Source organism: bacterium (assembly GCA_021372515.1).
GTDB lineage: Bacteria > Gemmatimonadota > Glassbacteria > GWA2-58-10 > GWA2-58-10 > JAJFUG01.
The window spans coordinates 20,319-42,463 of sequence record JAJFUG010000171.1 but is presented as its reverse complement, the minus strand read 5'-3'; the positions used below and the strand labels follow the sequence as shown (position 1 = coordinate 42,463).

Here is a 22,145-nt window from a genome sequence, read left to right as displayed (position 1 = left end):
AGGAGCACAAACCCGGCGCACAGCAATAGCCCGGCGGCAGCGTAAACATTCGGTTGTTTCAGATGAAGAAGCCGTGCTACGAGGAAGGACACCAGGGAGAGAACAAGCCCGGCGGCTGTGACAACGGTCAGGTCCGGGCCGGAGAACCGATGCCCCAGATACACCCCGGTCCCGGTCAGGAGCGCGAACACCAGCGCCGGGGCCCGCCCCCCGCCGGAACGCAGAGAATCTTTTTCGAGCCTGTCCGCGTACATGAGGCGCTCTCCTGCCGGAACACTATTTAAAGTCTTGCTTTAATTCGTATCTATATCTTCTCCACTTTCAAGCTCATACCTGTACTGCCAACCACTTTCGCCCGGATGATCTGTCCGCGCAGGGAGCTGTCCGCGCTCAGGTAGGCGCTGAAATGACGGCGGGTCCGTGCGAGCCAGGTGGCGCCGCCGCTCTTGGCCGGGCTCTGTACCAAAACCTCCAGCTCCCTGCCGCGCAGGGCGGTCAGGGCGGCCCGGGTGTGCTCGCGTTGGAGCTCGATCACCCGGTTGAGGCGGGCGGTCTTTTCCTCCAGGGGAACGCTGTCGGCCAGTGATGCGGCCCGGGTGCCGGGGCGCACCGAATACTGAAACGTGAACGCGTAGTCGAACCTCACCCGCTCCATAAGCGAGAGCGTGTCTTCGTAATCTGTCTCGCTCTCACCCGGGAACCCGACCAGGATATCCGTGGTCAGGGACAGCCCCGGGATACGCTCGCGCAGGCGCTCCACCCGCTCCAGGTAGTAGTCGCGGCCGTAGCCGCGGTTCATCGCGGCCAGGATACGGTCCGAGCCGGACTGCACGGGAAGGTGCAGGTGCTCTACCACTTTATCGCACTCGGCCATGGCCTCGATTATGCTGTCGCTCAGGTCGCGCGGATGGCTGGTCAGAAAGCGCAGCCAGGTGAGCCCCTCGACCGCGTCCAGACGGCGCAGCAGCCTGTCGAACCCGACCTCCCCCCAGCGGTAGGAGTTGACATTCTGGCCCAGCAGGACCACCTCTTTCGCTCCCGCCTCCACGGCCCGCCGCACCTGGCGCTCCACCACGGCGGGTTCCACCGAGCGCTCCCGCCCGCGCACGTAGGGCACGATACAGTAAGAGCAGAAATTGTCGCAGCCGCGGGTGACCGGCACCCAGGCGCTGGCCGGGTCGCTACGGGTGGGCAGAAGGTCGCTGTAGTTTTCGGACTTGTCGAACTCCGTGGAAACCACCGTGCCCCGGCCGTCGCTCACCCGTTCGAGCAGCTCGGGCAGGGCGCGGTAGCTGTCCGGCCCCAGGACCAGGTCGACCCAGGGGGCTTTCTCCAGCAGGGAGCCGCCCAGGCGCTGTGCCATGCAGCCACAGACCACCAGAAGGCTGTGCGGGTTGTGGCGGCGACGGTGCTTTAGCTTGCCCAGAAGGCCCAGCACCCGCTGCTCGGCATGCTCGCGCACCCCGCAGGTATTGATCAGAAGGATGTCCGCCGAAGCTCCATCCGCGGCCCGCGCAAGGCCCTGTTCAGCCAGAAGGGTCTCGATCAGCTCGGCGTCGCTGAAATTCATCTGACAGCCATATGTTTCTACATAATAAGTTTTAACATGATTCATCTAAAGTCATACCTCAATTGTTTGCTGTCCCGGTTTCACCCCAGAGGCCATCGCGCCAGAGACGGGTGATCCTTAATTCGAACTGTTCCTCCGGCACGGGCGGAGCGCAGTAGACCCGCACGTAGTTGTCGGCGCGGCAGGCGAGCGTTCCCTCGGCCAGTGTGGTCTCGGCCAGCACGGGCAGGTTCGACCCTAACATGGAATTCCGGAACGCGACGTTTTTCTCGCCTGAAAGCTGCCGCAGAGCGCGCACCCGCTCCCGGGCCAGAGCCGGACCCACCTGCCCCTCCAAGTCCGCTGCCACTGTGCTTGGGCGCGGCGAGAACGGGAAGGCGTGAAAATAGGTGAACGGCAGTTCTTTCACGAAAGCGTAGCCGGCCCGGAACTCTGTCTCGCTTTCGCCCGGAAACCCGGCAATGAGGTCGCTGCCCAGGCCCAACCGCGGCACTTTGGCGCACAGGGATTCCACCTGCGCGCGGAACTCGGCCGTATTGTACCAGCGTCCCATGCGCTCCAGCACGCTGTCGCAGCCGTGCTGAAGCGGCAGGTGCAGATGACGGCAAAGGCGGGGCTCCGAGGCCAGCAGATCGATCAGAGCGCTGTCCAGCTCGCCCAGTTCCACGCTGCTCAGGCGGATGCGCACCCGGCTCGTACCGGCCAGAAGAGTTTCCACCAGTCGAGTCAACCCGGACTTCTCGCCCGGCTCGGCGCCGTAGCGCCCGATATGAATTCCGGTCAGCACCAGCTCGCGGTGGCCCGAGGCCTCCAGGGCGCGCGCCTCGGCCAGCACCTCTTCCAGCGGACGGCTGCGCTCGGGGCCCCTGGTGCGCGGCACGATACAGTAGGTGCAGCGGTTGTTGCAACCGTCCTGGATTTTAAGAAAGGCCCTGGTCCGGGCCTGGGTGTCCGAGATAGTCGCACCGGCCGCCTGGCTGTAAGCCCGGCTTTCGCTTACCGAGCCGCTGTACTCCAGGGGTGAGTCCTGAGCAACCCCTTGCCCGGCCAGCCCGGCCAGCACCTCTCCCAGGCGGAATTTCTCCTCCGTGCCCAACAGAAGGCGCATGTTGGGCAGGTCGCGGAACCGCGCCGCGCTCACCTCCACCGAGCAGCCCAGCACCGCGATGGCCGCCTGCGGGCATTCGCGCCCGATCCGCCGCACCCACTGGCAGGCCTTGTCCTCGGCTCGTCGGGTCACGGCGCAGGTGCTCACCACCACCCAGTCAGCATCCGAGGGTTCAGTGACCACCTCGATCCCCTGCCCGGCCAGTGTCTGTTCGATCAGGGCCGTGTCATACTGGTTGGTCTTGCAGCCGAACGTGTTGAAACAGACTTTCATCTCCAGGCTCCCCAAAAGAGTCCGCACGGAAACAACGGCCCAAAGATAAGCCTTATGCCGGTCCAAGTCAAACCGGCAGTCGCCGCGGCTTGACCCTCCGCAGGACGGACTGTATCTTGGAGACTGACAGAAGGTTCGCTTATCAACGGACAAGGAGTGGGTGAATGGGAGCGGATGAGATTTTCGACCTGGTGGACGAGCAGGGCAAGGTGATCGGGCAGGCGCGTCGCGGCCAGGTGCACGGCGACCCGCGGCTGATCCACCAGGCCGCGCACGTGATAGTCGAGGACAGCCGGGGGCGGATATACCTTCAGAAACGCGCTCCGGACAAGGATATCCAGCCGGGCAAGTGGGACACCTCGGTGGGTGGGCACGTGGACACAGGCGAGAGCCCCGAGGCGGCCGCGCACCGCGAGATGGCCGAGGAGCTGGGCCGGGAGCCGGAGAGCCTGGAGTTCCTGTACCGCTACCTGTGGCGCAGCCCGGTGGAGACCGAGCTGGTGAGCACTTTCATGTGTCATCACGACGGTCCGTTCTGCCCGGACCCGGTGGAGATTTCCGAGGGACGGTTCTGGGGCCGTGACGAGATTCAGGCCGAGCTGGGCCGCGGGGTGTTCACCCCCAATTTCGAGGCTGAATTTGCCCGGTTCTGCGCCCTGAAACCGAAGAGTCAAGCCAGTTTCGATTCGGCAGAGTGAGGCCCCCCCCCGAAACGAACGTAGGGGAGGGTTTCAAACCCTCCCCTACCTATTTATTCCTCAACCGACCTCAACCGATTCTGCACTACAATCTAATTCACACTTCCCCTATTTGCTCAGCTCCGCAGCCACGGCGCGGCGCAGTTCTAGCAGCTTCCTCGAATCCAGGTGATGGAAACTGAGCGGCCAGGCCGTGGGATCATCCGCGAACGGGGTGAGGGCGCGGCGCAGCTTGAGGTAGCTCCAGCCCTTTTTCGTGGCCAGCAGGTTCAGGTACTCGATGTCCTGCTGCGCCCGGCGGATCGCCTTGAGCCGCATACCCGGCAGCGCGCCGTCGTAATTCTTCCCGCTGCGCGCGTAGTTCTTCCCGCTGTAGTAAACCGACAGGTCATTCGGATTGAACCAGTCGCCGCCGCCCATGACATCCCAGTAAGGCAGCGCGCCGGTGGCCCCGATGGCCCAGAGGGTGAGGAAATTCTCCTGCAGCTCGATCAGGCGTCCCGATACCTTCGGTGAGCCGCCGTAGCGCCAGTGGTTCTCACCCGGCAGACGGCGCATGCGGAACATGGCCGTGGAGGCGCAGCCCAGCAGGCCGGAGTTGTCCCACAGGTTGCACAGGCCGTCCCACAGGCCGCGGGCCAGCTCGGGCTGCGAGACATCCGTGCGGTAATGCAGCGCGATATCGTTCTTGCCCGAGGCCAGGTAGCCCTGGCGCACCAGGTCCATGTAAAAGCGGTTGGCCTCGTAGTCATCGTAGTCCACCGGCTCATCCAGCAGCCAGAACGAGCTGCCGTGGAGCTTGTAGGGCATGCGGAAAAACGGCACCTTGTAGTAGTACTTATTGTTGAAGTAAACCTGGAAAGCGGTGCCCTTGAAGCCTTGCTTGTCAAAGTGTTCGAAATACTGGCGCACCACAGAGGAGAAACCCTGGCAGTACTGCCTGTCACAGGCCTCGGCCGGAGAACGCGAGGTCTTGGCCCACTCGGCGAAATCCACGCGGCTGGCCAGCTCTTTGTAGTCGCTGTAATACTCCTTGAGCGACATCGGCCAGTCCTCGTTGAACGGCAGGTAGATGTGGGTCAGGGGCTGGCCCTGGCCCGGGCCGCGGTAGCCCATGGCCGGGGTGAACGCCTTGCCGCTCAGATAGGGACCGTAGCGGCTGTCCCACTTGCTCCAGTCGCTCACCTTGACCGCGGCGCCCTTGCCGGCCAGATCGGGTGCGGCCAGCATCTGCACGGTCCCGTCCTGCTCGTAGGGCAACACGTTCAGCGTGGAGCGGTGGGCATGCCCCACCTGGTAGAAACTGCGCTCCACATCCAGGAAACGCTTGGTCTCGGTCTGGATGTCCACTCCTGAAACACGGGTCATCCCGTAGGCGTAGCAGTTAAGATCGATGGGCCAGGTGGGCTGGGCCGGGATGGTGAACGGCAGCACCTTGAGCATCAGGATCAGGAACGCCGGCTGTTTCAGCTCATCCGCGGTGACTGTGATTTTCCCCTGGTACAGGCCCGGCTTGGTCCCGGCCGGGACGTACAGGTCGGTCCAGACCGACTGCCAGCGCTGGAAATCACCCATGTTGTCGCGGGTGGGCAGGTTGAACGACGGGTCGAACGGGGCCTCCAACGGCAGACAGGCATCGCCGTGCCAGGCGGCCTTGTGGTCCTTCTGTTCCACCAGTTCCCAGGGGCCGGTCAGTTCCTCCGGCCGGGGCTCGACATCCAGGTACCAGACCCGGAACAGGCTGACATTGCCCGGAGATTTTATCTCGCCCGGGTCGCCCGAGAGGTCGCTCAGGCTCACTTTCACGTTGGTCAGCTTCGTCTGGCCCAACCGTCCCAGCAACAACTGGAAAGCCGCCACCTCGCCGCGTCCGGCCTCCAGAAACACGGTGCGTTTCCCGCTCGACCAGGCCGGGTTCTCGCGCTGGAAAGCCTCGTCCTGTGCATAGTTTTCCTCATCCAGCAGCACACCACCGCCCACCGGGTCCACCTTGGCCAGGTCGGGGCAGGCCCACAGCTCGAGCTTGTCCTCGAATGCGACCGCTTTCCCGGCTCCAGCGCCGGACTCCAACGGCGCAGCGGCCAGGGCGGCGCTCTGCAATTCGGGCAGGGTCAGCTCGACCTGGGCGAGCGGCCCCAGGTTGCCCGCCTCATCCATAGCCCGCAGCGCCACGAAATAGTGGCCGGCTGGGATGTCGAATATCCTCATTTTCTGGAGCGTGCCGGGCGCCTCCGGCTTGGGGACCAGCCAGAGCGGAACCCGCGCGGCGCTGTCCCAGGCGCTCTGATCTATCTTCGAGGCGGCGTAGCGCACGTCGTAGCCCAGGGCGGCCCCCCTGGCGGCCCCGTCATCCCCGGCGGCCTTGAACGAGAGCGTGACCGAGGGGTCGTAGGGCTCCACCTCGGCCACGGCCAGGGCCTCGACCGCGCCCGGGGCGGTATGGTCGGCCGGGCCGCCCTCGACCTCCAGGTAGGGCCGCAGGGCCGGGTCCTGGATGTCGCCGGTGTACATGAACGTGTCGTGGGAGTCATCCGTGACATAGGGCACGGCATCGCCCTTGAGGGTGAGGCCCTCGGCCACCTGGCCCTTGTCATCGGTCAGGACCAGGCCGTAGGACAGCCCGCAGGCCAGGGATTCGACCAGCTTCGGGTCCACCGGGACGCGGATATGCACCGCGCGGCCGCTGTCCGCCTCGCTGCGCTCGATCATGCCGGGATCGACATGCCAGTAGCGGGCATCCGGATGGAACCAGCTCACGCTGTAGACTCCGCTGCCCGGCCAGCACCACAGGTCGCCGGGAGCGGGATGCGCCGGGTCGGACGGCTCGCTGGCCCAGTTCCAGCTCGCCCCGCCCCGGCCGGTGGCGCCGTTGACACCCCAGCCCTCTTTCCAGGGCGCCAGCACCGTGCACAGCCCCAGGCCGTAAAGGTCGCCACGGGCCAGGAACAGGTTCAGCCAGGCACGCTCCACGCTCCAGCCGCGGATCGCCTTGCTGTCGAAATCGCCCAGCCAGGCCTTGGTCTCGAACCCGCTCCAGTTCTGGTTCTGACGCAGCGGCACCGTGACCGAGGCCCCGCTGTTGTCATCGTAATGGCCGCGCGTGGAGGAAAGTCCGGTGTCCATTGTCACCGGCAGCGTGGCTTTCTCGGCCGGAAGAGCTTGCGGGACAAGCAGCAGAAGAATAAGTGCAAGACGTCGCAGGTCCATCTCGTTGTACCTCCCGGCTGGTGACTGTGAAGAACATCAGGATCGAGGTGAATGTATCGCTTGCCGTCGTTCTATCAACGAACCCAGCCCGCAGGTCCGGCCTCGCGGACAGGATCGAGCGCTCAAAATACAACGCCCCCCCTCTTAGTTCAAGGGCTTGAACAAACTCGGGGTCCGCTGCCCAGCTCAAGTGCTGACAGAGTTCCAGGCTTATTCCCACGGAAAGATTTTATTCTTGTTCAGCCGTGGGCGTGACGATAAATTAGGCCTCTGTTTCCTCCGACCACATTCGCCGACAACAACCGTTTTCAGCCTTAATAACCTGACCCCGGAGCTGCGGCATGGAACTGGGCACCATGAATTTCATTTTCATCGACTGGCTGGTGATAGTCATTTATTTCATCCTGATCCTGGGAATAGGACTCTACTTTTCGAAACGCGCCAGCAAGAGCATGGAGGATTTCTTCCTCAGCGGCCGCGCCCTGCCCTGGTGGGTGGCCGGCACCGCCATTGCGGCCACCGGGTTCGCCGCGGACACGCCATTCATGGTGACCGAGCTCGTGCGGCGCGATGGCATCTCCGGCAACTGGTTCCTCTGGTGTTTCGCTCTGACCAACCTGTGCGCCACGTTCGTGTTCTTCCGCTTCTGGCGCCGGGCCAGAATCCTCACTGAGCTCGAGATCATCGAGGAGCGCTACGAGGGCCGCTCGGCCAGTGTGCTGCGCGGGTTCCAGAGCATTTTCTACGGCATTGCCTACAGCTCGCTGAACATCGGTTTTATTATGCTCGCAATGCAGTCGTTCATAACCGTACTACTGGGGTGGAACGAGTATTTATCGCTGGCCGTCCTGCTGTTCGTGACCATGTTCTACGCACTGGCCGCCGGTTTGTGGGGCGTAGTGGCCAACGAGGTGGTGCAGTTCAGCATCGCGTTCCTGGGCTCGGTGTTCATGACCGTGATGGCGGTGAGCGCGATCGGCGGCCTGGGCGGGATCGAGACCAAGCTGGTCTCGGTGTTCGGTGGCGAGACCACGCAGAGCCTGCTCAGTTTCCTGCCCACCGCGGGCGCGCACAAGCCGTTCTCCAAGCCGGGCAGCGAGCTGACCTGGCCGCTGTTTTTCACCTACATTTTCTTCCTCTGGTGGTCGAGCGAGAAAGCCGACGGCAACGGGATGTTCATCCAGCGTATCATGGCCACCAAGAGCGACCGTCACGCGTTCCTGGCCGGCATCTGGTTCAACATCGTCTACTACGGCTTCCTGATGTGGCCCTGGATCCTGGTGGCCCTGATCTCGCTGGCCGACTTCCCCACCCTGACCGACCACAAGCTGGCCTACCCGCTGATGATCAAGAAATACCTGCCCGCCGGGATGCGGGGGATCATGTTCGCCGCGTTCCTGAGCGCGTTCATGTCCTCGGTCACCGGTCTGATCAACTGGGGCTCCAGCTACATGATCAACGATTTTTACAAGCGCTTCATCCGTCCGGACGCCTCGCAGAAACACTACATCTGGGTCGGACGGCTGGCGATGCTGGTGGTGCTGGCTTTCGGCATCCTGGTCTGGACCATGACCGATTCACTGGCGGATGCCTGGAAGTTCATGGCCGAGTTGTTCAGCGGGCTGGGCGCGGTCTGGATCATGCGCTGGTTCTGGTGGCGGATCAACGCCTGGAGCGAGATCACCGCCTATGTTCTGTCCATTGTGGGCTGCGTGGTGATCAACGTGCTCGAACTGAACGGGATCGCATTCTCCGAGGGCTACCGCTACATGTTCATCTGCCTGTTCAGCGTGACCGGCTGGATCAGCGTGACTCTTCTCACCAAGCCGGTGTCGGATGAGAAGCTCAAGAATTTCGTGCGGAAAGTCAACCCCGGCGGGCTGCTCTGGCGTCGCATCACCCGTCAGGTGCCCGAGCACGAGCTCCCGGCCGGGCCGCCCCTGGCGTTCAACATCATTTCGTTCGCCCTGGGCGCGGTGGCCTTGTTCTCCTTCATCTTCGGGACCGGCTCGATCCTGTTCGGCTCGTATTTCAAGGGCGCCGGGATGATGTGCCTGTCAGTGGTCCTGGGCGCGGTGATCTGGCGGCTGGAGATGTTCCGCCACGACACCGAGCAGACACACCTGGCCGCCCGGCAGTAGGGCCGGGAGAGCCTCACACGGGACAGCGCCCTCAGGCCACGCCGACCAGCTCCTCGGCGAACCGGCGGGCGCTGTCCTGCTGCATCGGGCCCAGGTCCAGGGGCGTGCGCAGGAAAGGCACCACCAGCTCGGCCGCCACGCTGGCCTTGCAGAACTCGGCCATGCGGCGGAACATCTCGCTTATAAGGTCGCTGTTGCCCTCGCCGGCGTGGTCGTAGGCCGTGACCAGAAGGCCCAGGCGCTTGCCCGCCAGATGTGAGCGGTGGGTCGCCGGGTCATCCGTGCCGCGCACCAGGCAGAGGTGACGGTCGATCAGGGGCTTGATCTGGGCCGTGAAATCCCACCAGTAGAGCGGCGTGGCGTAGATCACCGCATCCGCGGCGATCATCTTGCCGAACACCTCCAGCCCGCGGTCGTGACGGGAGCAGACCAAATCCTCCGCCGGGCTGTTCTGGCAAAGATGGCAGCCCGAGCAGCCCTCCAGGCCCAGCGCCGGAATATCCAGGCGCTCCACCGTGTGCCCCGCCTTCTGCAGGCTCTCCTCGACCCATTTGAGCACCCGCGCCGTATTCCCGTTTTTCCTGGGGCTGCCAAGCAGCGACACAACCCGCAGCGTCCGCATTTCGATCCCCTCTCTGCAGTCGGATAAATTTCAGCTTGCCATTGCTTAAGGAATCAGCACCGTCTCCACACCCAGCGGGGGCGGTCCGCCCGCCTCAGCGGCCGAGCATTTCCAGCAGCTTCGCCCGCGCCGTGTCGTAGTCATCCCCACGCTGCGACCAGGGCACTTTCGCGTTCATGTTCACCTCGCTCATCGCCTTGGGCACCACCGAGTGGATGATCTCCAGCACGGCGTCCCGCCCGGCTTTCTGCTCGGCCAGGCGCAGAAGCTCGAAATCCTGCTGGCCGCGGCGGATGTTTTTCAGCCGGATCGAGCCGAACAGATGGTCCACCCCGCGGTCCTGGTCGGTGAAGAACGGCTCGCGGCCCGGGTAGAACACGACCCCATCCCCGTTGCCGAACGTGGTCGGGTTGCCGATAAAAGTGACCGGGTCCACGAACACGTTCTGGGGTTGGCCTGCGCGCGGACCCGAGCCGTTGTGTATCCAGTGCGTGCCGTGCCAGAGGAACCAGGTGTTGATTCCGTACATGTACTTGATCCAGGCGTTTACCCGGAGGTCCACCGCCTCGTCCTCAAGGATATGAGAGCCGTAGCGCGGTCGGCTGCCGTTGTAGAACCAGTGGTCCTTGCCCTGGCTCTGCAAAGCGGCCAGTTTATCCAGCGGCACCCCGTCACCGCCGGCCCAGAGGTCGATATCCTTGTCCAGCTCGGCGGTGTAGGGGCGAGTGATGAAAATCGGCAAGCGTTTGCCCGGACCGGGATTGTAGTGTATCCAGCCGGCGCGCTGCTCGATCCAGCTGAACATGTCCTCGCCCGGCTCATCGATCAGGTACCAGAAATACCTGACCTGCGGGGCGTGGGCCTCGAACCAGTTCACCCAGAGGTCGGAGTTGCGGTAGGTTTCGCTCCAGGTGTCGCCCATCACACTCGAACCATACATCCCGATTGGGAAAAGCTTTTCCCCCTGTCCCTGGCCGGGCCCCTGATAGCCGGCGGCCACGGTGAACGCGCTACCGTCAAGATACGGCGCGTAGGCTTCCATCATAGTGCTGTCGAAAGCCGAGTAATGCACGCTAAACCCGCCCACCAGATCAATCCGGTGACGGTGGGCGGTGTATTTGAGCATTCGCTCGATCTCCTGGCTCGACATGTAATCGCTGTAATAGCGCTCCACGATGTCGTGGTAAAGCCAGACATTCGAATGGGTGGAATCGGGCAGGAAATGCGGCAGAAGGGTAATCTTGACCGGGAGCGTTTCCACCTCCCAGCCCTGGGTGCGCACCCGCACGGTGCTGTAGTAAACCCCGGCCGGGTGGGTGACACTGTCGCGTGGCAGGTAGAGGTCGAACCAGAACCCCTGGTTCTGACGGGGTTCGATGTCGAGGGGGAAACCGCCCAGGCCGGGCTTCGAGTCCGGGGTGATCAGGGCATCCGGGATCCAGCCGGTCATGTGCGCCGGGGCCGAGGCGGATGAGCCGTAGGACCAGTAGAGAACGGTAGGGTTCACCACGTGGAGGTAATGCTCGCTGAACACCTCCACGTAACCGCCGGGTCCGTACTCCGGCCCGCCCGCGCCCCCAATCACCGGCCCGCCCTCCATCCTCGCGGGTGGGTCCATCCGGATATCCACCTGCGAGGACCCGAGACTGTCGGACTCGCAGATCACCTGAAAAGCCAGCACCTCGTTGTACAGGCCGCTCAAGCGGATCGTGTCGCCGTCCCAGACCCCGTTGCCGTGGCTGGAGAGATGGTCCAGGTTCTCGCGGAACACCTTTTCGCCATCGCCCAGCGCCCAAACCCGTCGGAACGGGCTGGAGAACAGCAGCGTATCCGGCTTGACCGCGCCCGAGAGGACACGCAGCATGGCCAGCAGGTCGAACACCGTCACCTTGCCGTCGCCCGAGCGGTCCAGGTCGGCGATCCGCCTTATACGTGCATCCGCGGGACTGCCGCCGCCTACATAGCGCAGCAGGCCCAGAAGGTCGAAAATGTCCACCCGCTGGTTTTCATCCAGGTCGCCGCGCAGGACCGCCGCAGCGCCGCCTGCAACCTGAGTCTGTGGATAAGCGGCGATGGGCAGGAAAGCGAGCCACAGGCCCGTGAGCCAAAGCCAACCAATACGTCCGCGCATGGAGTCCATTGCCGGTTTTACTTTTCTGTGCTGGATTGTCCCGGAGCATAAAACGGCGAAACCGTGCTCACGCTTTTAGTTCAGATTTTCCTGAGAACCGCGGCGATAAGACGGGTCATCCCGGGTTCGGCCTTGCCAGCCGCGGCGATGATCTCGTCGATCCCTGTCGGTGTCAGGGCATCCGGCAGGCACAGGTCGGTGATGATCGACAGGCCCAGCACGCGCATGCCGGCGTGCACGGCCACGATCACCTCGGGCACGGTGCTCATGCCCACCACATCCGCCCCGATGCCGCGCAGGAAACGGTACTCGGCGCGGGTCTCCAGGTTGGGGCCCGGCACGGACACATATACGCCGCGGCGCACCGGGATGCGTTCCTCGATCGCGGTCTCCTCGGCCAGGCGGAGCAGTTTCTTGCAATAGGGTTGAGACATGTCGGGGAAGCGGGACCCCAGGCGGTCGTCATTCGGCCCGATCAGGGGGTTCGAGCCGAGAAGGTTGATATGGTCCTCGATCAGCATCAGCTCACCCTTGTTCCACTGCGGGTTCATCCCGCCGCAGGCGTTGGAGACCACCAGGGTTTTCACTCCCAGGGCGCGCATCACCCGCACCGGAAACGTGATCTGGCGCATCGAGTAGCCCTCGTAGAAATGGAAACGCCCCTGCATGGCCACCACGGCCTTGCCGCTAAGCCGGCCGAACAGCAGCTTGCCGGAGTGCGACTCCACCGTGCTGGAGACGAAATGCGGGATTTTGGGATAGGCGATCTCGTGCTCCACCTGTATCTCGGCGGCCAGTTGTCCCAGGCCAGTGCCCAGGATAATCGCCACCTCGGGCTGCATGCCGGTCTGACCGCGCACGGCCCCAACCGCCTCCTGAATCTCCTCGTAAAGTCTGTCCGCCACTGGATGCCCCTTGTCTTAACGGTTCTGTCTCTCTGTCCGCAGGAAACCCTATTTCTTGCGGCCGCCTTTTTTCCCGGTCTGTTCCGGCTCCTCCGGGGTGTCACCCCAGAACACGTCCGGCTTGCCGTCCTCGGCCGGCTCCCCGGTCCCGCCCCAGCTCAGGGTGGACCCGTTTTCCGGATTGTCCTCACCCGAGCCCGCAGTCACGGAGTCGAACCCCACCGCTGCCGGGGCCTCGCCACGCCCGGTTTCCCTGGCGCGCAGGAACTCGCCCAGCTTGCGCGACAGACTGGTCACCGAGTCCTCGCGCTCCTGCCCGGAGGCGCGCTCGAGCTCGGCCTCGAAACCCCTGGGCGCCTTTTCTTTCACCGGTGCGGCCTCAGCCGCTGCCGGAGGCGTGTCCACCGGGGGGGCTTCCTCCGCGGCGTCGCTCTCACTCTCCGGCTGCTCCTCGAAATACCCCTCCGAGAAATCGTTCTCCCGCCGGTACGGCTCCGGGGTGATCTGCCGCCGCACTGCGGCCGACGGCACGGCCGATTCCTCCTGCAGCAGTTTCCACTGGCTGGCCACCAGGGAGCGCATCTTGACCAGGAACGACTGCTTTTCCTCCTCCAGGTGCTCCAGCTCGAATTTCATCTCGCGCAGACGGGCCCGGGCGGAATCCAGAATGCGCTCGGACTCGACCTCGGCCTTGGCCACGATCAGCTCGCTCTCGCGCTGGGCCGCCTGGCGGGAGGCCTCACCGGCTTTCTGAGCCATAATGAGGGTCTCGTTGAGCGTACTCTCCATGTTCTGGTAGTTTTTCAGCCGCTCACCCAGCTCGGTCAGACGGTTTTTCAGCTCCAGGCTCTCGCGCAGCGACTCCTCCAGGCTGTCGGCGGCCGCGCTCAACAGCCCGCGCACCTCGTCCACGTCGTAGCCCTTGAACACCCGTTTCAGGTCCGGTTTCCGCAGGTCCAGTGGAGTGATCTTCAAAGTCACCTCCCCTTATTAGTTTGGTCAGTAGCGCGGCCCGAAAATGGCCGTGCCAACCCGAACCATGTTCGCTCCCTCGGCGATTGCGATCTCGTAGTCCGAACTCATGCCCATGGACAGGATGTCCATCCGCCAGGCAGAGCCGGCGTTGCTGCGGTAGCGTTCGAACATGGCGCGCAGTTGCCTGAACGAGGCGGCGATCCGCGCGACCGAATCGGTCAGCGGGCCGATGGTCATGAGGCCCCGCAGCTCCAGGTTCGGCCGCGTGGCGATGTATTCCAGAAGCCTGTCCGCGCCCTCCGGCTCCACCCCGGACTTGCTCTGCTCCGCCGAGGTGTTCACCTGCATCAGCACCGTCAGGCGCGCCCCGTTCTGCGCGGCGCACTCATCCAGGGCCAGGGCCAGGCGCTCGCTGTCCACCGACTGCACCAGGTCGAACAGCCCCGGCACGAATTTGGCCTTGTTACGCTGAAGGTGTCCGATCAGGTGACGGCGCACCGGGCGGACCAGGCGTGGAACCTTTTCCTGGGCCTCCTGGACCCGGTTCTCGCCGATATCGGTCACCCCGCAGGCCAGGGCCGCCTCTATCTCCTCCATGGAACGGGTCTTGGTCACCGCGACCAGGGTCACGCTGCCAGCGGCCGCTCCGGAGGCCTCCTCGGCCCGGGCGATACGCGCACGGACATCTTCGAGATTTTCACGTATTCTCTGGATCATATTCCTTCCGCGGACAATACTACGGGCCGCCGCCGCAAAAAGCAAGGTTGCACTCAGCCCGCAGCGGCCACGGCCTGACTGTCGATGAAAGAGATAAAATCCCGGCCGTAGCGGGCCAGGAAAAAAACAAAGGCCAGGGCGCGCTCCTGGGGCGCGCCGCCGGGCCAGAGGCCGGCCGCCGCTTTTTCCAGTTGTCCCAGAAGGATCTGGTCGTGCCCACGGGCGGCGGAGGAAATTCTTTTCTCCAGGCGCTCCAGGGATGAGCTGATCGCCCCGGCGGTGGAGACTAACGGCCCGGCCAGAGTCGGGTCAATCCCGGACAGAAGGGGCTTTATCGCCTCCAGGCCCTCGGCATTCTCGCGTCGCAGGCTGTCCAGACGGGCGAGGATTTCTCCCAGCGCCGGGTCGGAAGCCAGGATACGGTCGGCCGCGGCCCGGGCCCCGGCTTTGAGATCAGCGGGAGTAAGGGAATACTTGTCGAGGACTTTGCGCACCCGGGCCTCGAGCACGAACCCGGCCAGACGGGGATAGATCAGCGGACGCTCCAGAGCGTGCAGAGCGTACAGCGGACCCATCTGGCCGTAGTAGCTGATCTCGCCCGGCCCGGCCACGTAGGCCAGGCTGCCCAGGACCCGGCATTCCAAAAGCGGACGCAGCAACACCCCGGGGCTGAAAGACTCCGGACTTTCCGCCAGAAGGGTCTCCAGCTCTTTACGGCTCAGCCTCTCGCCCGAGGGTTTGAGGCTGAACGAGCCGTCCCTCTCCCCCAGGACCAGCTTTTCGCGGCTGCCCTCCCGCAGAAGGAACAGGTTGGTCTCGCCGGGCAACGGTGTCACCTGCTGCGGGTAGCCCTGGGCCTCCAGCGCCCGGCACTGGGCCTGGAACGAGTCGAACACGGCCCTGGAGTCGAAAGCCTCGCGCCCGAAAAGCTCCGCTCCGGCACGGCGCAGCTCCGGCGTGGAGGCCTCCAGCACGAACAGCCCGTGCTCTCCCAGCAGCGCGGCGACAAGTGCACCGAACCCCCGGCCCAGGCTGGCGGCCGGAGTGTAGCTCTCGTGAATGATGGCATCCAGCCAGGGGCGGAACTCGCTCTGCGGGGCCAGGCCCTCGAACGCGGCATAGACCGTCTGCATCTCCCCCCCCGGAACGAGCGCCCCGGCAGGGACCCGGTTTCCCGGACGCGGGGTCAGGCCCAGGCTCTCCAGGCCACCCGTTGCGGAGGGCAGGCCGAACGCGCGCATCTCCTCGAAATCGTGGTCCTCCTCCGCGTTCCAGAACACGGGCAGCACCGGCGCGTTAAGCAAGGCCTCGTAACGCGCGGCCAGGCGCACCGCGGTCAAGGCCTTGTACAGGATGTAGAGCGGTCCGCCGAACAGCACCGGCTGCTGGCCGCTGGTCACGACAAACCCGCCCTGACGCTCGAACCGCTCCAGACGTTCGGCCCCCTGGGCTGTCAGTCCGAATGTCGGCTGGCGGCGCAGGATCGCTGCCACGCGCGCGCGATCCAGGCGTTTGTCCACCTGTGCGGCCAGCGCCCGCACGCGCTCCATATCATCGTACCGGCCGCCGTAATGCGCACAAGCTCTCGGCTCGCCGGCCAGGTAGTCCCGCACCAGGCGGTTCGGCGCTGGCAGGGCGGCATGGAACAGCAATCCGGTTTCGCTCACTTTTTCCTTCCTATGAGGATAAGCCGCTTCGCGGCATCGTTGTAGCCCGAAAAGTCGTAATCGCCGAACACCTCCCCCACTTCCAGCCCGGCTGCCAAAAGCATGCCCTCCATCTCCGCCCGCGAGAACAGCCGCACCGATTCATCGTAGCGTTCGGTCACGCCGCCCGGCCCCTCGACCAGCACCTCTTTCTCCACCCGGAGGCTGTCCGGGCTGATCCAGCGCCGCTGGCTCACCCGCGCCCCGTCACGCTCGAAACTGTCATTCGGCCTGAGCGTGGCGATCACCTGCGGACGGTTCATGAAATCGATCAGGAACACGCCCACGGGCCGCAGGGCCCCGGCCAGCTCGGCCAGCACCGCCGCGTTCTGACGGTCGGCGTCGAAATAGCCGAAACTGGTGAACATGCTCAAGGCCAGGTCGAACGAGCCGGCAAACGGCACCGCTCGCATGTCCGCCCGGACGAACGCGGCTTGCCTGCCATTCCCCACCGCCCGGTTGAGCAGCTCGGCGGACAGGTCCAGGCCAGCCACCCAGTGGCCCTCGGCGGCCAGCAGACGGCTGTACCGCCCTGCCCCGCAGGCCAGGTCGAGCACCCGCAGCGGAGGTCCACCCAGCGGGGCTGCGGCGTGACGGATGAGCGCCAGCACGGAGCGCGCCTCGGACTCGTCCCGGTGGCTGTACAGGTCAAGATAACGGCTGCCGAATGTCTTTTCGTACCAGTTCATCTATATAACCCACTCTCTTTTTCGGGCAACTCCGGCTCCGGCCAGGGGTGCAGGCCGGGAAAGCGCGGCCACTGCGGCCGTTCCAGCCGGAAAAGGTGCGTGGCGCAGCGGCAGTCAGAGGCCCCGAACCGGGGCGCCGCCGATGTTGCACCGGGAAGCCCGGCCACGGACCGGGCCAGCTCGCACTCCAGGCGCGCTGCGGTTTCCACCACGGCGAAACACTTCCCGACCGCCAGCGCCGAAAGCCAGTCGATATGCCAGTGCGGACTGTCCACCGGGCCGAAACGCCGGTGACGGTCCAGGCGCGCGTTAAGACCTCCCAGGGCGCTGCCTGCATAAATGTAACAGCCCGGCCCGAACCCGAAAACCCCGAGCCGACCGATTCTCAGTGTATGGTCCCGCTCCAGCAGGAAACGGTAGAGGTACACCCCTTTTACCAAGGTTTCACTTATGGTAGGGCTCCCCCCGCAGGATACTGTCGGCGCGGTAGAGCTGCTCGATGAGGATCAGCCGGGCCAGCTCGTGGGGGAAAGTCATGCGCGAGAGCGAGAGCACCCAGCCGGCCTCTTTCACCAGAGAGCGCTCCAGGCCCAGCGCCCCACCGATCAGGAACGCCACCCGCGAACGCCCCTCCAGGCCCAGGCGCTCCAGGCGCGCGGCCAGTTCCTCAGAGCTCACGGCCTCGCCTGTCGGGTCCAGGGCCACGAGGAAAGCCCCCTTGGGGACATGCTCGCGCAGGCGCGCGCTCTCGCGCTCGATCACCCGCTGCGCCTCGGAAGCGCCCTGTTCCTGGCGCACCTCTTCCACAACCAGGCTCGTCCCGCCGCGGTTCAGCCGACGGGCGTACTCCTCGCACAGTGCTGCCACGGAGCGGTCGCGCAGCTTGCCCACGGCCAGAATATGATAATTCATGCAGTCCCCGTCGGTTGACCGGTTCAGCCGTCCCTGCCCCTGCCGTAAAAAGGGAACAAAGCCGCCCGCCGGATGTAGAACCGAATGAGCGGCCGGGAGGGGCGGGGTGTGCGGAAAGGTCCACAGGGCGAATTTAGCGCCTGCCGCAGCCGCAGTCAACGCCGGGATGGTTTGACTTGCGCGTTCGGGGAGCTATATTGTTAGGAACCTCAAGTAATTAGTCACTCTCTGGCCAATGTCCCGGAAGCGGAGCATGACCGATATTTCTTTCCCTGTCAGGCTTCGGTGTCTCATCCTCGCCGCCGTGACCGTGCTGTCGGTCTCCCCGGCTTTACGGGCCGAGGAACACGCCGGCTGGTTCAGCGACGACCAGGCCGAATGGCGGGTCTACAAGGCCGACTACGGCCGCAGCTCCGCGCTGGACCCGGATATCCGCCTGCCCCTCGAGGTGGTCTGGAAGAAGCGGGACGCCCGCTCGATTGGCAACACCCCCTGCGCGGCCGACAGTTTCGTCTTCGTCGCCACCCGCGACCGCCGTCTGCTCTGCTACAACCGCGACACCGGCCGCCAGGTGTTCCTGCGCACTTTCAAGGGCGCGGTCAGCGGCGCGGTCAATATCTCCAACCTCAAGTTCTATTTCACCACCGACCTGCCCGACGGCCGGGCCTACGTCACCGATATAAACACCAAGCACAAGTATCAGAACCGCAGCTACGGCCCCGCGGATGCCGCGCCGATCCTGGAGAAGGACCAGCTCTACCTGTTTGTCCAGACCGGCCGGGTGGTCTGTATCAACCCCGAAAACGGGGTGCGCCAGTGGCAGACCCAGCTCAAGGGCACCTTCGAGTACGCCCCCGTGTTCGAGGAGCCGAACCTTTTCATTCCGAGTATACAGGGAACGCTCTACAAGGTCGAGGTGGAGAAAGGCCGTCAGGTGGGCAAGCTCGACCTGGGCCACACCCTGTTGGGCGATCTGGCCTCGGATGGACGGAGGCTCTTCCTGTGCCTGAGCGACGGCCGGGTGGCCTGCGTGGACATGGAAAGCCTGGAGAAGGTTTGGGAGGTCAAGACCGGCCAGCATTTCTTCTGCGGCCCATCCTGGCAGGAGGGCAACCTGTTCCTGGCCTCGCGCGAGGGCAAGCTGATCCGCCTTTCGGCCGAGGACGGCGCGGAACAGTGGCGGACCAGCCTGGACGGGGTCTCGATCAGCACCCCCACCCTGGCCGGACGGTACGTGTTCACCGCCACCAAGAGCGGACAGATGGCGGCGTTCGACCGGGACAGCGGGGAGCGCCTCTGGCAGAACACGATCAAAGAGGGGTTCAGCGCCTCGCCGCTGGTTTACGGACAGTACGTATTCTATTGCTCGGATAGGGGATCGGTCTATGCTCTGCGCCCCAAAACGAATTGAGTCCAGGCCAGTGTTCGGGCTCTGTCTGGGTCTGTGCCTGTGCCTGGCCGCAGCGGCCGCTTCTCTGCGCGCCGAGGATGCTCCCGGGCGGCTGACCCTGGTGCCGGACAGCGGCGTGATCCTGCTGGATTACGATACCCTGGGCGTTTCCGGGACCACCACCATCGAGATCACGCCCGGCGAGCACCTGCTCAGTTTCTTCCCCTCTTTCAGCGACACGCGCTGGGCGCACCGCTACCTTGAATACCCGTTCTCACTGGGGCCCGCAGGCGAGCGCACGATAGACCTCACCGCCTGCCGGGTGTTCCGCTTGCGCACCGAGCCGCAGGACGCGCGGGTGGTGTACCGGGGACGGACCCTGGGCCGCACCCCAGGCGACTACCTTCTGCTCACCGGACAGGGGGACTCGCTCACTTTCAGCCTCCGGGGCTACCTGGCCCGCTCGTTCCGTCTGGACGACCTCGGCGCCAGCAATGACCTTGTCTACGCAGCCCTCGAACAGTCCAGCGAGGTGGAAATCGAAAGCCCGGAGCTCGAAACGGCCAATGTGCTATCGCCGCTCAAACAGCTCGCCCAGCCGCGGCTGCTGATTTCCCTGGGCACAGGGGTGGCCCTTCTGGCCACGGGCGTGGCCTACAACAAAAAAGCCGACGACAGCTACGAGCACTACCTGCACCTGGCCGGCTCGGCGGACCGGGAGAAAGCCTACCAGGACGCGCTGCACAACGACCGTCTGTCCAAGGCCGCTTTCATCGCCGGGAATGTCTCAATCGGCGCGTTCGGCTATTTCGTGATCCGCAAGCTCGTGATCCGTCGGCCCGGCAGCGCCGGCAGCCGGAGTCCGCTCTCCCTGGTCAACTCGGCCCGGGGATTGGAGCTTTCCTACGAATTCTGACGCCTTACGGCGCATGGAGATTTGAGGTGCCGGGACCGTTCCAAAATAAATACCCACTGCTCGCCGCGCTGGCCCTGTCCGCCTTGCTGGCCCTGGCCTGCTCGGACCGTCCACGCTCCAACCCGTTCGACCCGCGGAACCCCGACCACGAGCAGCGGCTGGCCGGTTTCAACGCCCTGGCCGGCAACAACGAGGTGCTGCTCTACTGGGACCCGCTGGATTACGAGGACGTGAAGGGCATGCAGGTGGAGCGCGTGACTGTGGGGAACACGGATACGACCGTCATCTCCGACAGTGTCCTGGCCCTGGACAACACCAGTTTCCGCGACCCCCAGGCCAAGAACGGCACCACCTACGAGTACCGTCTGCGCCTGTTGCTGAAAGACAGCGAGGAGCGCCCTGTGACCGAGAACGACCGGGCCACTCCCGGGCCGTCTTACCCCTGGGTCTCGAACCTGGACCGGACCGCGGTGACCCGTCTGACCCCCGATTTCAGGGATGAGCGCTACGATATGGAGTACAGCTTCAATTTCGTGCAGGACATCCAGGTCCGCCCGGACAACAGCGAAATCTGGGTCCTGGACGCGGTTACGGCCAAGATATACCGCTTCTATTTCGACGGCAGCTACGTGCCGGATCAGGGGAACCTCGGCCAGACCGCGGCGTTCCGTTTCAACACGTTCAACCACGCCCTCTGGATCGCGAGCTGGGCGCTCAACAGCACGGTTTTCCGGCTCAGCCGCGCCGGCGAGTTGGAGGTCAGTTACCGCACGGATGTGTTTCCGACCTGGATCGAGCTGGATTATAAGTACGATGGGGCCTGGGTGGCCACGGATGAGAACAGGATGCTTTACCTGGAGTCCAACGGAGCGATACGGGAGATCACCCATTCGGCTTTCATCAGCCCGGAGAAAGTGGTCTCCGGAATCAGCGCGAACAGCCGGGCCTGGGTGCTGGACTATGACGCCAAGGCGATATTCCACCTGACAATCGATGATGTGGACTGGAACCTGAAGATTTTCAGCAACCCTCAGGACATCGCCGCCAATGACGACGCCACTGTCTGCTGGGTCGCGGACATGGATGCGGACATAGTCTACGAGATCGACGACCTGAAAAACATACGCGCCCAGGTCCACAACCTCGGCCATCCCACCGATCTGTTCTGGGACAGGCTCGACCAGAGTCTGTATGTCACCGGCGGCGACGGCACCATAAGCTGCCTTCAGAGCGGTGGGACAGTGCTCTGGCAGACCCACCTGAACAATCACCCGGGCCAGATCGTGGTCCAGGATTTCAACTGATTAACGGTGGCTCAGCCGCGGCGGTTGAGCCAGGCGCAGACCAAGGGGTAGACCCGGTTGCGCGGCGCTCCAGTCCTGGCCGCGGCCAGGACCGTGAGTTGCTTTGCGCCCAGGTCCTCGGCCTGCGGTAAATCATCCAGCAGCGCGGCGATCTGCCCGGCCAGGTCCAGCGCCGGTTCGGCCGTCTCGGCCTTGCCCTGCCCCTCGATCAAGAGCACCACCTCACCCCGGACCGGAATCTCACCGCTGTCCATGGCTGCACACAGCCGGCTCAGACTGCCCCGCGCCACCTGCTCGTGGACTTTAGTCAGCTCGCGGCAGACCACGGCCCGGCGATCGCCCAGCACCTCGGAGGCGGCTTTCAGGGCGCTCCGGAGCCTGCGGGCCGGGCAATAGAACACCAGGGTCGCCCTGAGGGCGGCCAGCTCCTGAAGGGTGCTTTTGATTGCGGGAAGCTTGGGCGGCAGGAACCCGGCGAACATGAACCGGTCCGTGGGCAGGCCCGAGACGCTGACCGCGGCGGCCACGGCCGAGGGCCCCGGCACCGGGACCACGGTCAGGCCGCGTTCCACGGCCAGGCAGACCGCCCGGTAGCCGGGGTCGGAGATCCCCGGCGTGCCTGCATCGCTCACCAGGGCGACATCCAGTCCCGACTCCAGCAGCGAGACGATCTGGCGGGCGGCCGCGTCCTCGTTGTGCTCGTGGCAGCTTATCAGACGCGAGCCCACCCCGTAATGCTGCAGCAGCTTGCGGCTGTGGCGGGTGTCCTCGCAGGCCACCACCGCCACTGACCTCAGCACCTCCACGGCCCTGAACGTGAGGTCTTTCAGGTTCCCCAGGGGGGTGGCCACAAGATGCAGCTGCCCCGGCTTAACCGCCGG

The 22,145-nt window shown here is 64.6% G+C and carries 19 protein-coding genes; 5 read left to right on the top strand and 14 right to left on the bottom strand.

Annotation, left to right across the window (positions count from 1 at the left end):
- The 3 genes from LLH00_15755 to mtaB form a co-directional block, all read right to left on the bottom strand.
- On the bottom strand, positions 1 to 254 hold a 254-nt coding region (locus LLH00_15755; protein ID MCE5272736.1), incomplete at its 3' end, for a hypothetical protein.
- A 50-nt stretch (positions 255 to 304) separates the two neighbouring features.
- Positions 305 to 1,615, bottom strand: a complete 1,311-nt coding sequence (miaB, locus tag LLH00_15750) for a tRNA (N6-isopentenyl adenosine(37)-C2)-methylthiotransferase MiaB (GenBank protein MCE5272735.1) — start codon at positions 1,613 to 1,615, stop codon at positions 305 to 307.
- A 13-nt stretch (positions 1,616 to 1,628) separates the two neighbouring features.
- Entirely contained in the window at positions 1,629 to 2,951 is a 1,323-nt protein-coding gene (gene mtaB / locus LLH00_15745) for a tRNA (N(6)-L-threonylcarbamoyladenosine(37)-C(2))-methylthiotransferase MtaB (protein MCE5272734.1), read from the bottom strand.
- A gap of 164 nt (positions 2,952 to 3,115) precedes the next feature.
- On the opposite strand from mtaB, the gene LLH00_15740 reads away from it, so the two are divergent.
- A complete protein-coding gene (locus LLH00_15740; protein MCE5272733.1) occupies positions 3,116 to 3,649 on the top strand; it encodes an NUDIX domain-containing protein in 534 nt (177 codons plus the stop codon).
- A 108-nt stretch (positions 3,650 to 3,757) separates the two neighbouring features.
- Here LLH00_15740 and LLH00_15735 read toward each other — a convergent pair whose 3' ends face one another.
- Positions 3,758 to 6,856: a DUF4091 domain-containing protein gene (locus LLH00_15735; protein MCE5272732.1), complete on the bottom strand. Its 3,099-nt coding sequence runs from the start codon at positions 6,854 to 6,856 to the stop codon at positions 3,758 to 3,760.
- A 341-nt stretch (positions 6,857 to 7,197) separates the two neighbouring features.
- Here LLH00_15735 and LLH00_15730 point away from each other — a divergent pair, with 341 nt between their 5' ends.
- The gene (locus tag LLH00_15730; GenBank protein ID MCE5272731.1) at positions 7,198 to 8,997 is read left to right on the top strand and encodes a Na+:solute symporter; all 1,800 of its coding nucleotides are present in this window, start codon (positions 7,198 to 7,200) and stop codon (positions 8,995 to 8,997) included.
- Positions 8,998 to 9,028: 31 nt separating this feature from the next.
- Here LLH00_15730 and LLH00_15725 read toward each other — a convergent pair whose 3' ends face one another.
- From LLH00_15725 to LLH00_15685, 9 genes are all read right to left on the bottom strand, one after another.
- The gene (locus tag LLH00_15725) at positions 9,029 to 9,619 is read right to left on the bottom strand and encodes a flavodoxin family protein (GenBank protein ID MCE5272730.1); all 591 of its coding nucleotides are present in this window, start codon (positions 9,617 to 9,619) and stop codon (positions 9,029 to 9,031) included.
- 94 nt (positions 9,620 to 9,713) lie between these two features.
- Positions 9,714 to 11,750 (bottom strand): DUF4091 domain-containing protein, encoded by a 2,037-nt coding sequence (locus LLH00_15720; protein MCE5272729.1) that lies wholly within the window; start codon positions 11,748 to 11,750, stop codon positions 9,714 to 9,716.
- Positions 11,751 to 11,830: 80 nt separating this feature from the next.
- Positions 11,831 to 12,655, bottom strand: a complete 825-nt coding sequence (locus tag LLH00_15715; protein MCE5272728.1) for a purine-nucleoside phosphorylase — start codon at positions 12,653 to 12,655, stop codon at positions 11,831 to 11,833.
- A 48-nt stretch (positions 12,656 to 12,703) separates the two neighbouring features.
- On the bottom strand, positions 12,704 to 13,630 hold the full coding sequence (locus LLH00_15710; protein ID MCE5272727.1) for a DivIVA domain-containing protein: 927 nt from the start codon (positions 13,628 to 13,630) through the stop codon (positions 12,704 to 12,706).
- Between the two features lie 24 nt (positions 13,631 to 13,654).
- Entirely contained in the window at positions 13,655 to 14,347 is a 693-nt protein-coding gene (locus LLH00_15705; GenBank protein ID MCE5272726.1) for a YggS family pyridoxal phosphate-dependent enzyme, read from the bottom strand.
- A gap of 53 nt (positions 14,348 to 14,400) precedes the next feature.
- On the bottom strand, positions 14,401 to 16,014 hold the full coding sequence (gene bshC, locus LLH00_15700; protein MCE5272725.1) for a bacillithiol biosynthesis cysteine-adding enzyme BshC: 1,614 nt from the start codon (positions 16,012 to 16,014) through the stop codon (positions 14,401 to 14,403).
- A complete protein-coding gene (locus LLH00_15695; protein MCE5272724.1) occupies positions 16,011 to 16,742 on the bottom strand; it encodes a methyltransferase domain-containing protein in 732 nt (243 codons plus the stop codon). Before LLH00_15695 ends, bshC begins: the two co-directional genes overlap by 4 nt.
- Positions 16,739 to 17,182 (bottom strand): GIY-YIG nuclease family protein, encoded by a 444-nt coding sequence (locus LLH00_15690; protein MCE5272723.1) that lies wholly within the window; start codon positions 17,180 to 17,182, stop codon positions 16,739 to 16,741. Before LLH00_15690 ends, LLH00_15695 begins: the two co-directional genes overlap by 4 nt.
- Positions 17,183 to 17,186: 4 nt before the next feature.
- Complete coding sequence (locus tag LLH00_15685; protein ID MCE5272722.1) at positions 17,187 to 17,654, bottom strand: 23S rRNA (pseudouridine(1915)-N(3))-methyltransferase RlmH; 468 nt, start codon at positions 17,652 to 17,654, stop codon at positions 17,187 to 17,189.
- Between the two features lie 253 nt (positions 17,655 to 17,907).
- Between LLH00_15685 and LLH00_15680 the strand changes: the two genes are divergently transcribed.
- Genes LLH00_15680 through LLH00_15670 form a run of 3 tightly spaced genes read left to right on the top strand, consistent with a single transcriptional unit; the run spans position 17,908 to position 21,264 of the window.
- Positions 17,908 to 19,065: a PQQ-like beta-propeller repeat protein gene (locus LLH00_15680; GenBank protein ID MCE5272721.1), complete on the top strand. Its 1,158-nt coding sequence runs from the start codon at positions 17,908 to 17,910 to the stop codon at positions 19,063 to 19,065.
- A gap of 10 nt (positions 19,066 to 19,075) precedes the next feature.
- Positions 19,076 to 19,960 (top strand): hypothetical protein, encoded by an 885-nt coding sequence (locus LLH00_15675; GenBank protein MCE5272720.1) that lies wholly within the window; start codon positions 19,076 to 19,078, stop codon positions 19,958 to 19,960.
- A gap of 26 nt (positions 19,961 to 19,986) precedes the next feature.
- On the top strand, positions 19,987 to 21,264 hold the full coding sequence (locus tag LLH00_15670) for a hypothetical protein (GenBank protein MCE5272719.1): 1,278 nt from the start codon (positions 19,987 to 19,989) through the stop codon (positions 21,262 to 21,264).
- An 11-nt stretch (positions 21,265 to 21,275) separates the two neighbouring features.
- Here LLH00_15670 and rsmI read toward each other — a convergent pair whose 3' ends face one another.
- Positions 21,276 to 22,115 (bottom strand): 16S rRNA (cytidine(1402)-2'-O)-methyltransferase, encoded by an 840-nt coding sequence (gene rsmI, locus LLH00_15665; GenBank protein ID MCE5272718.1) that lies wholly within the window; start codon positions 22,113 to 22,115, stop codon positions 21,276 to 21,278.
- Positions 22,116 to 22,145 lie beyond the last annotated feature (30 nt).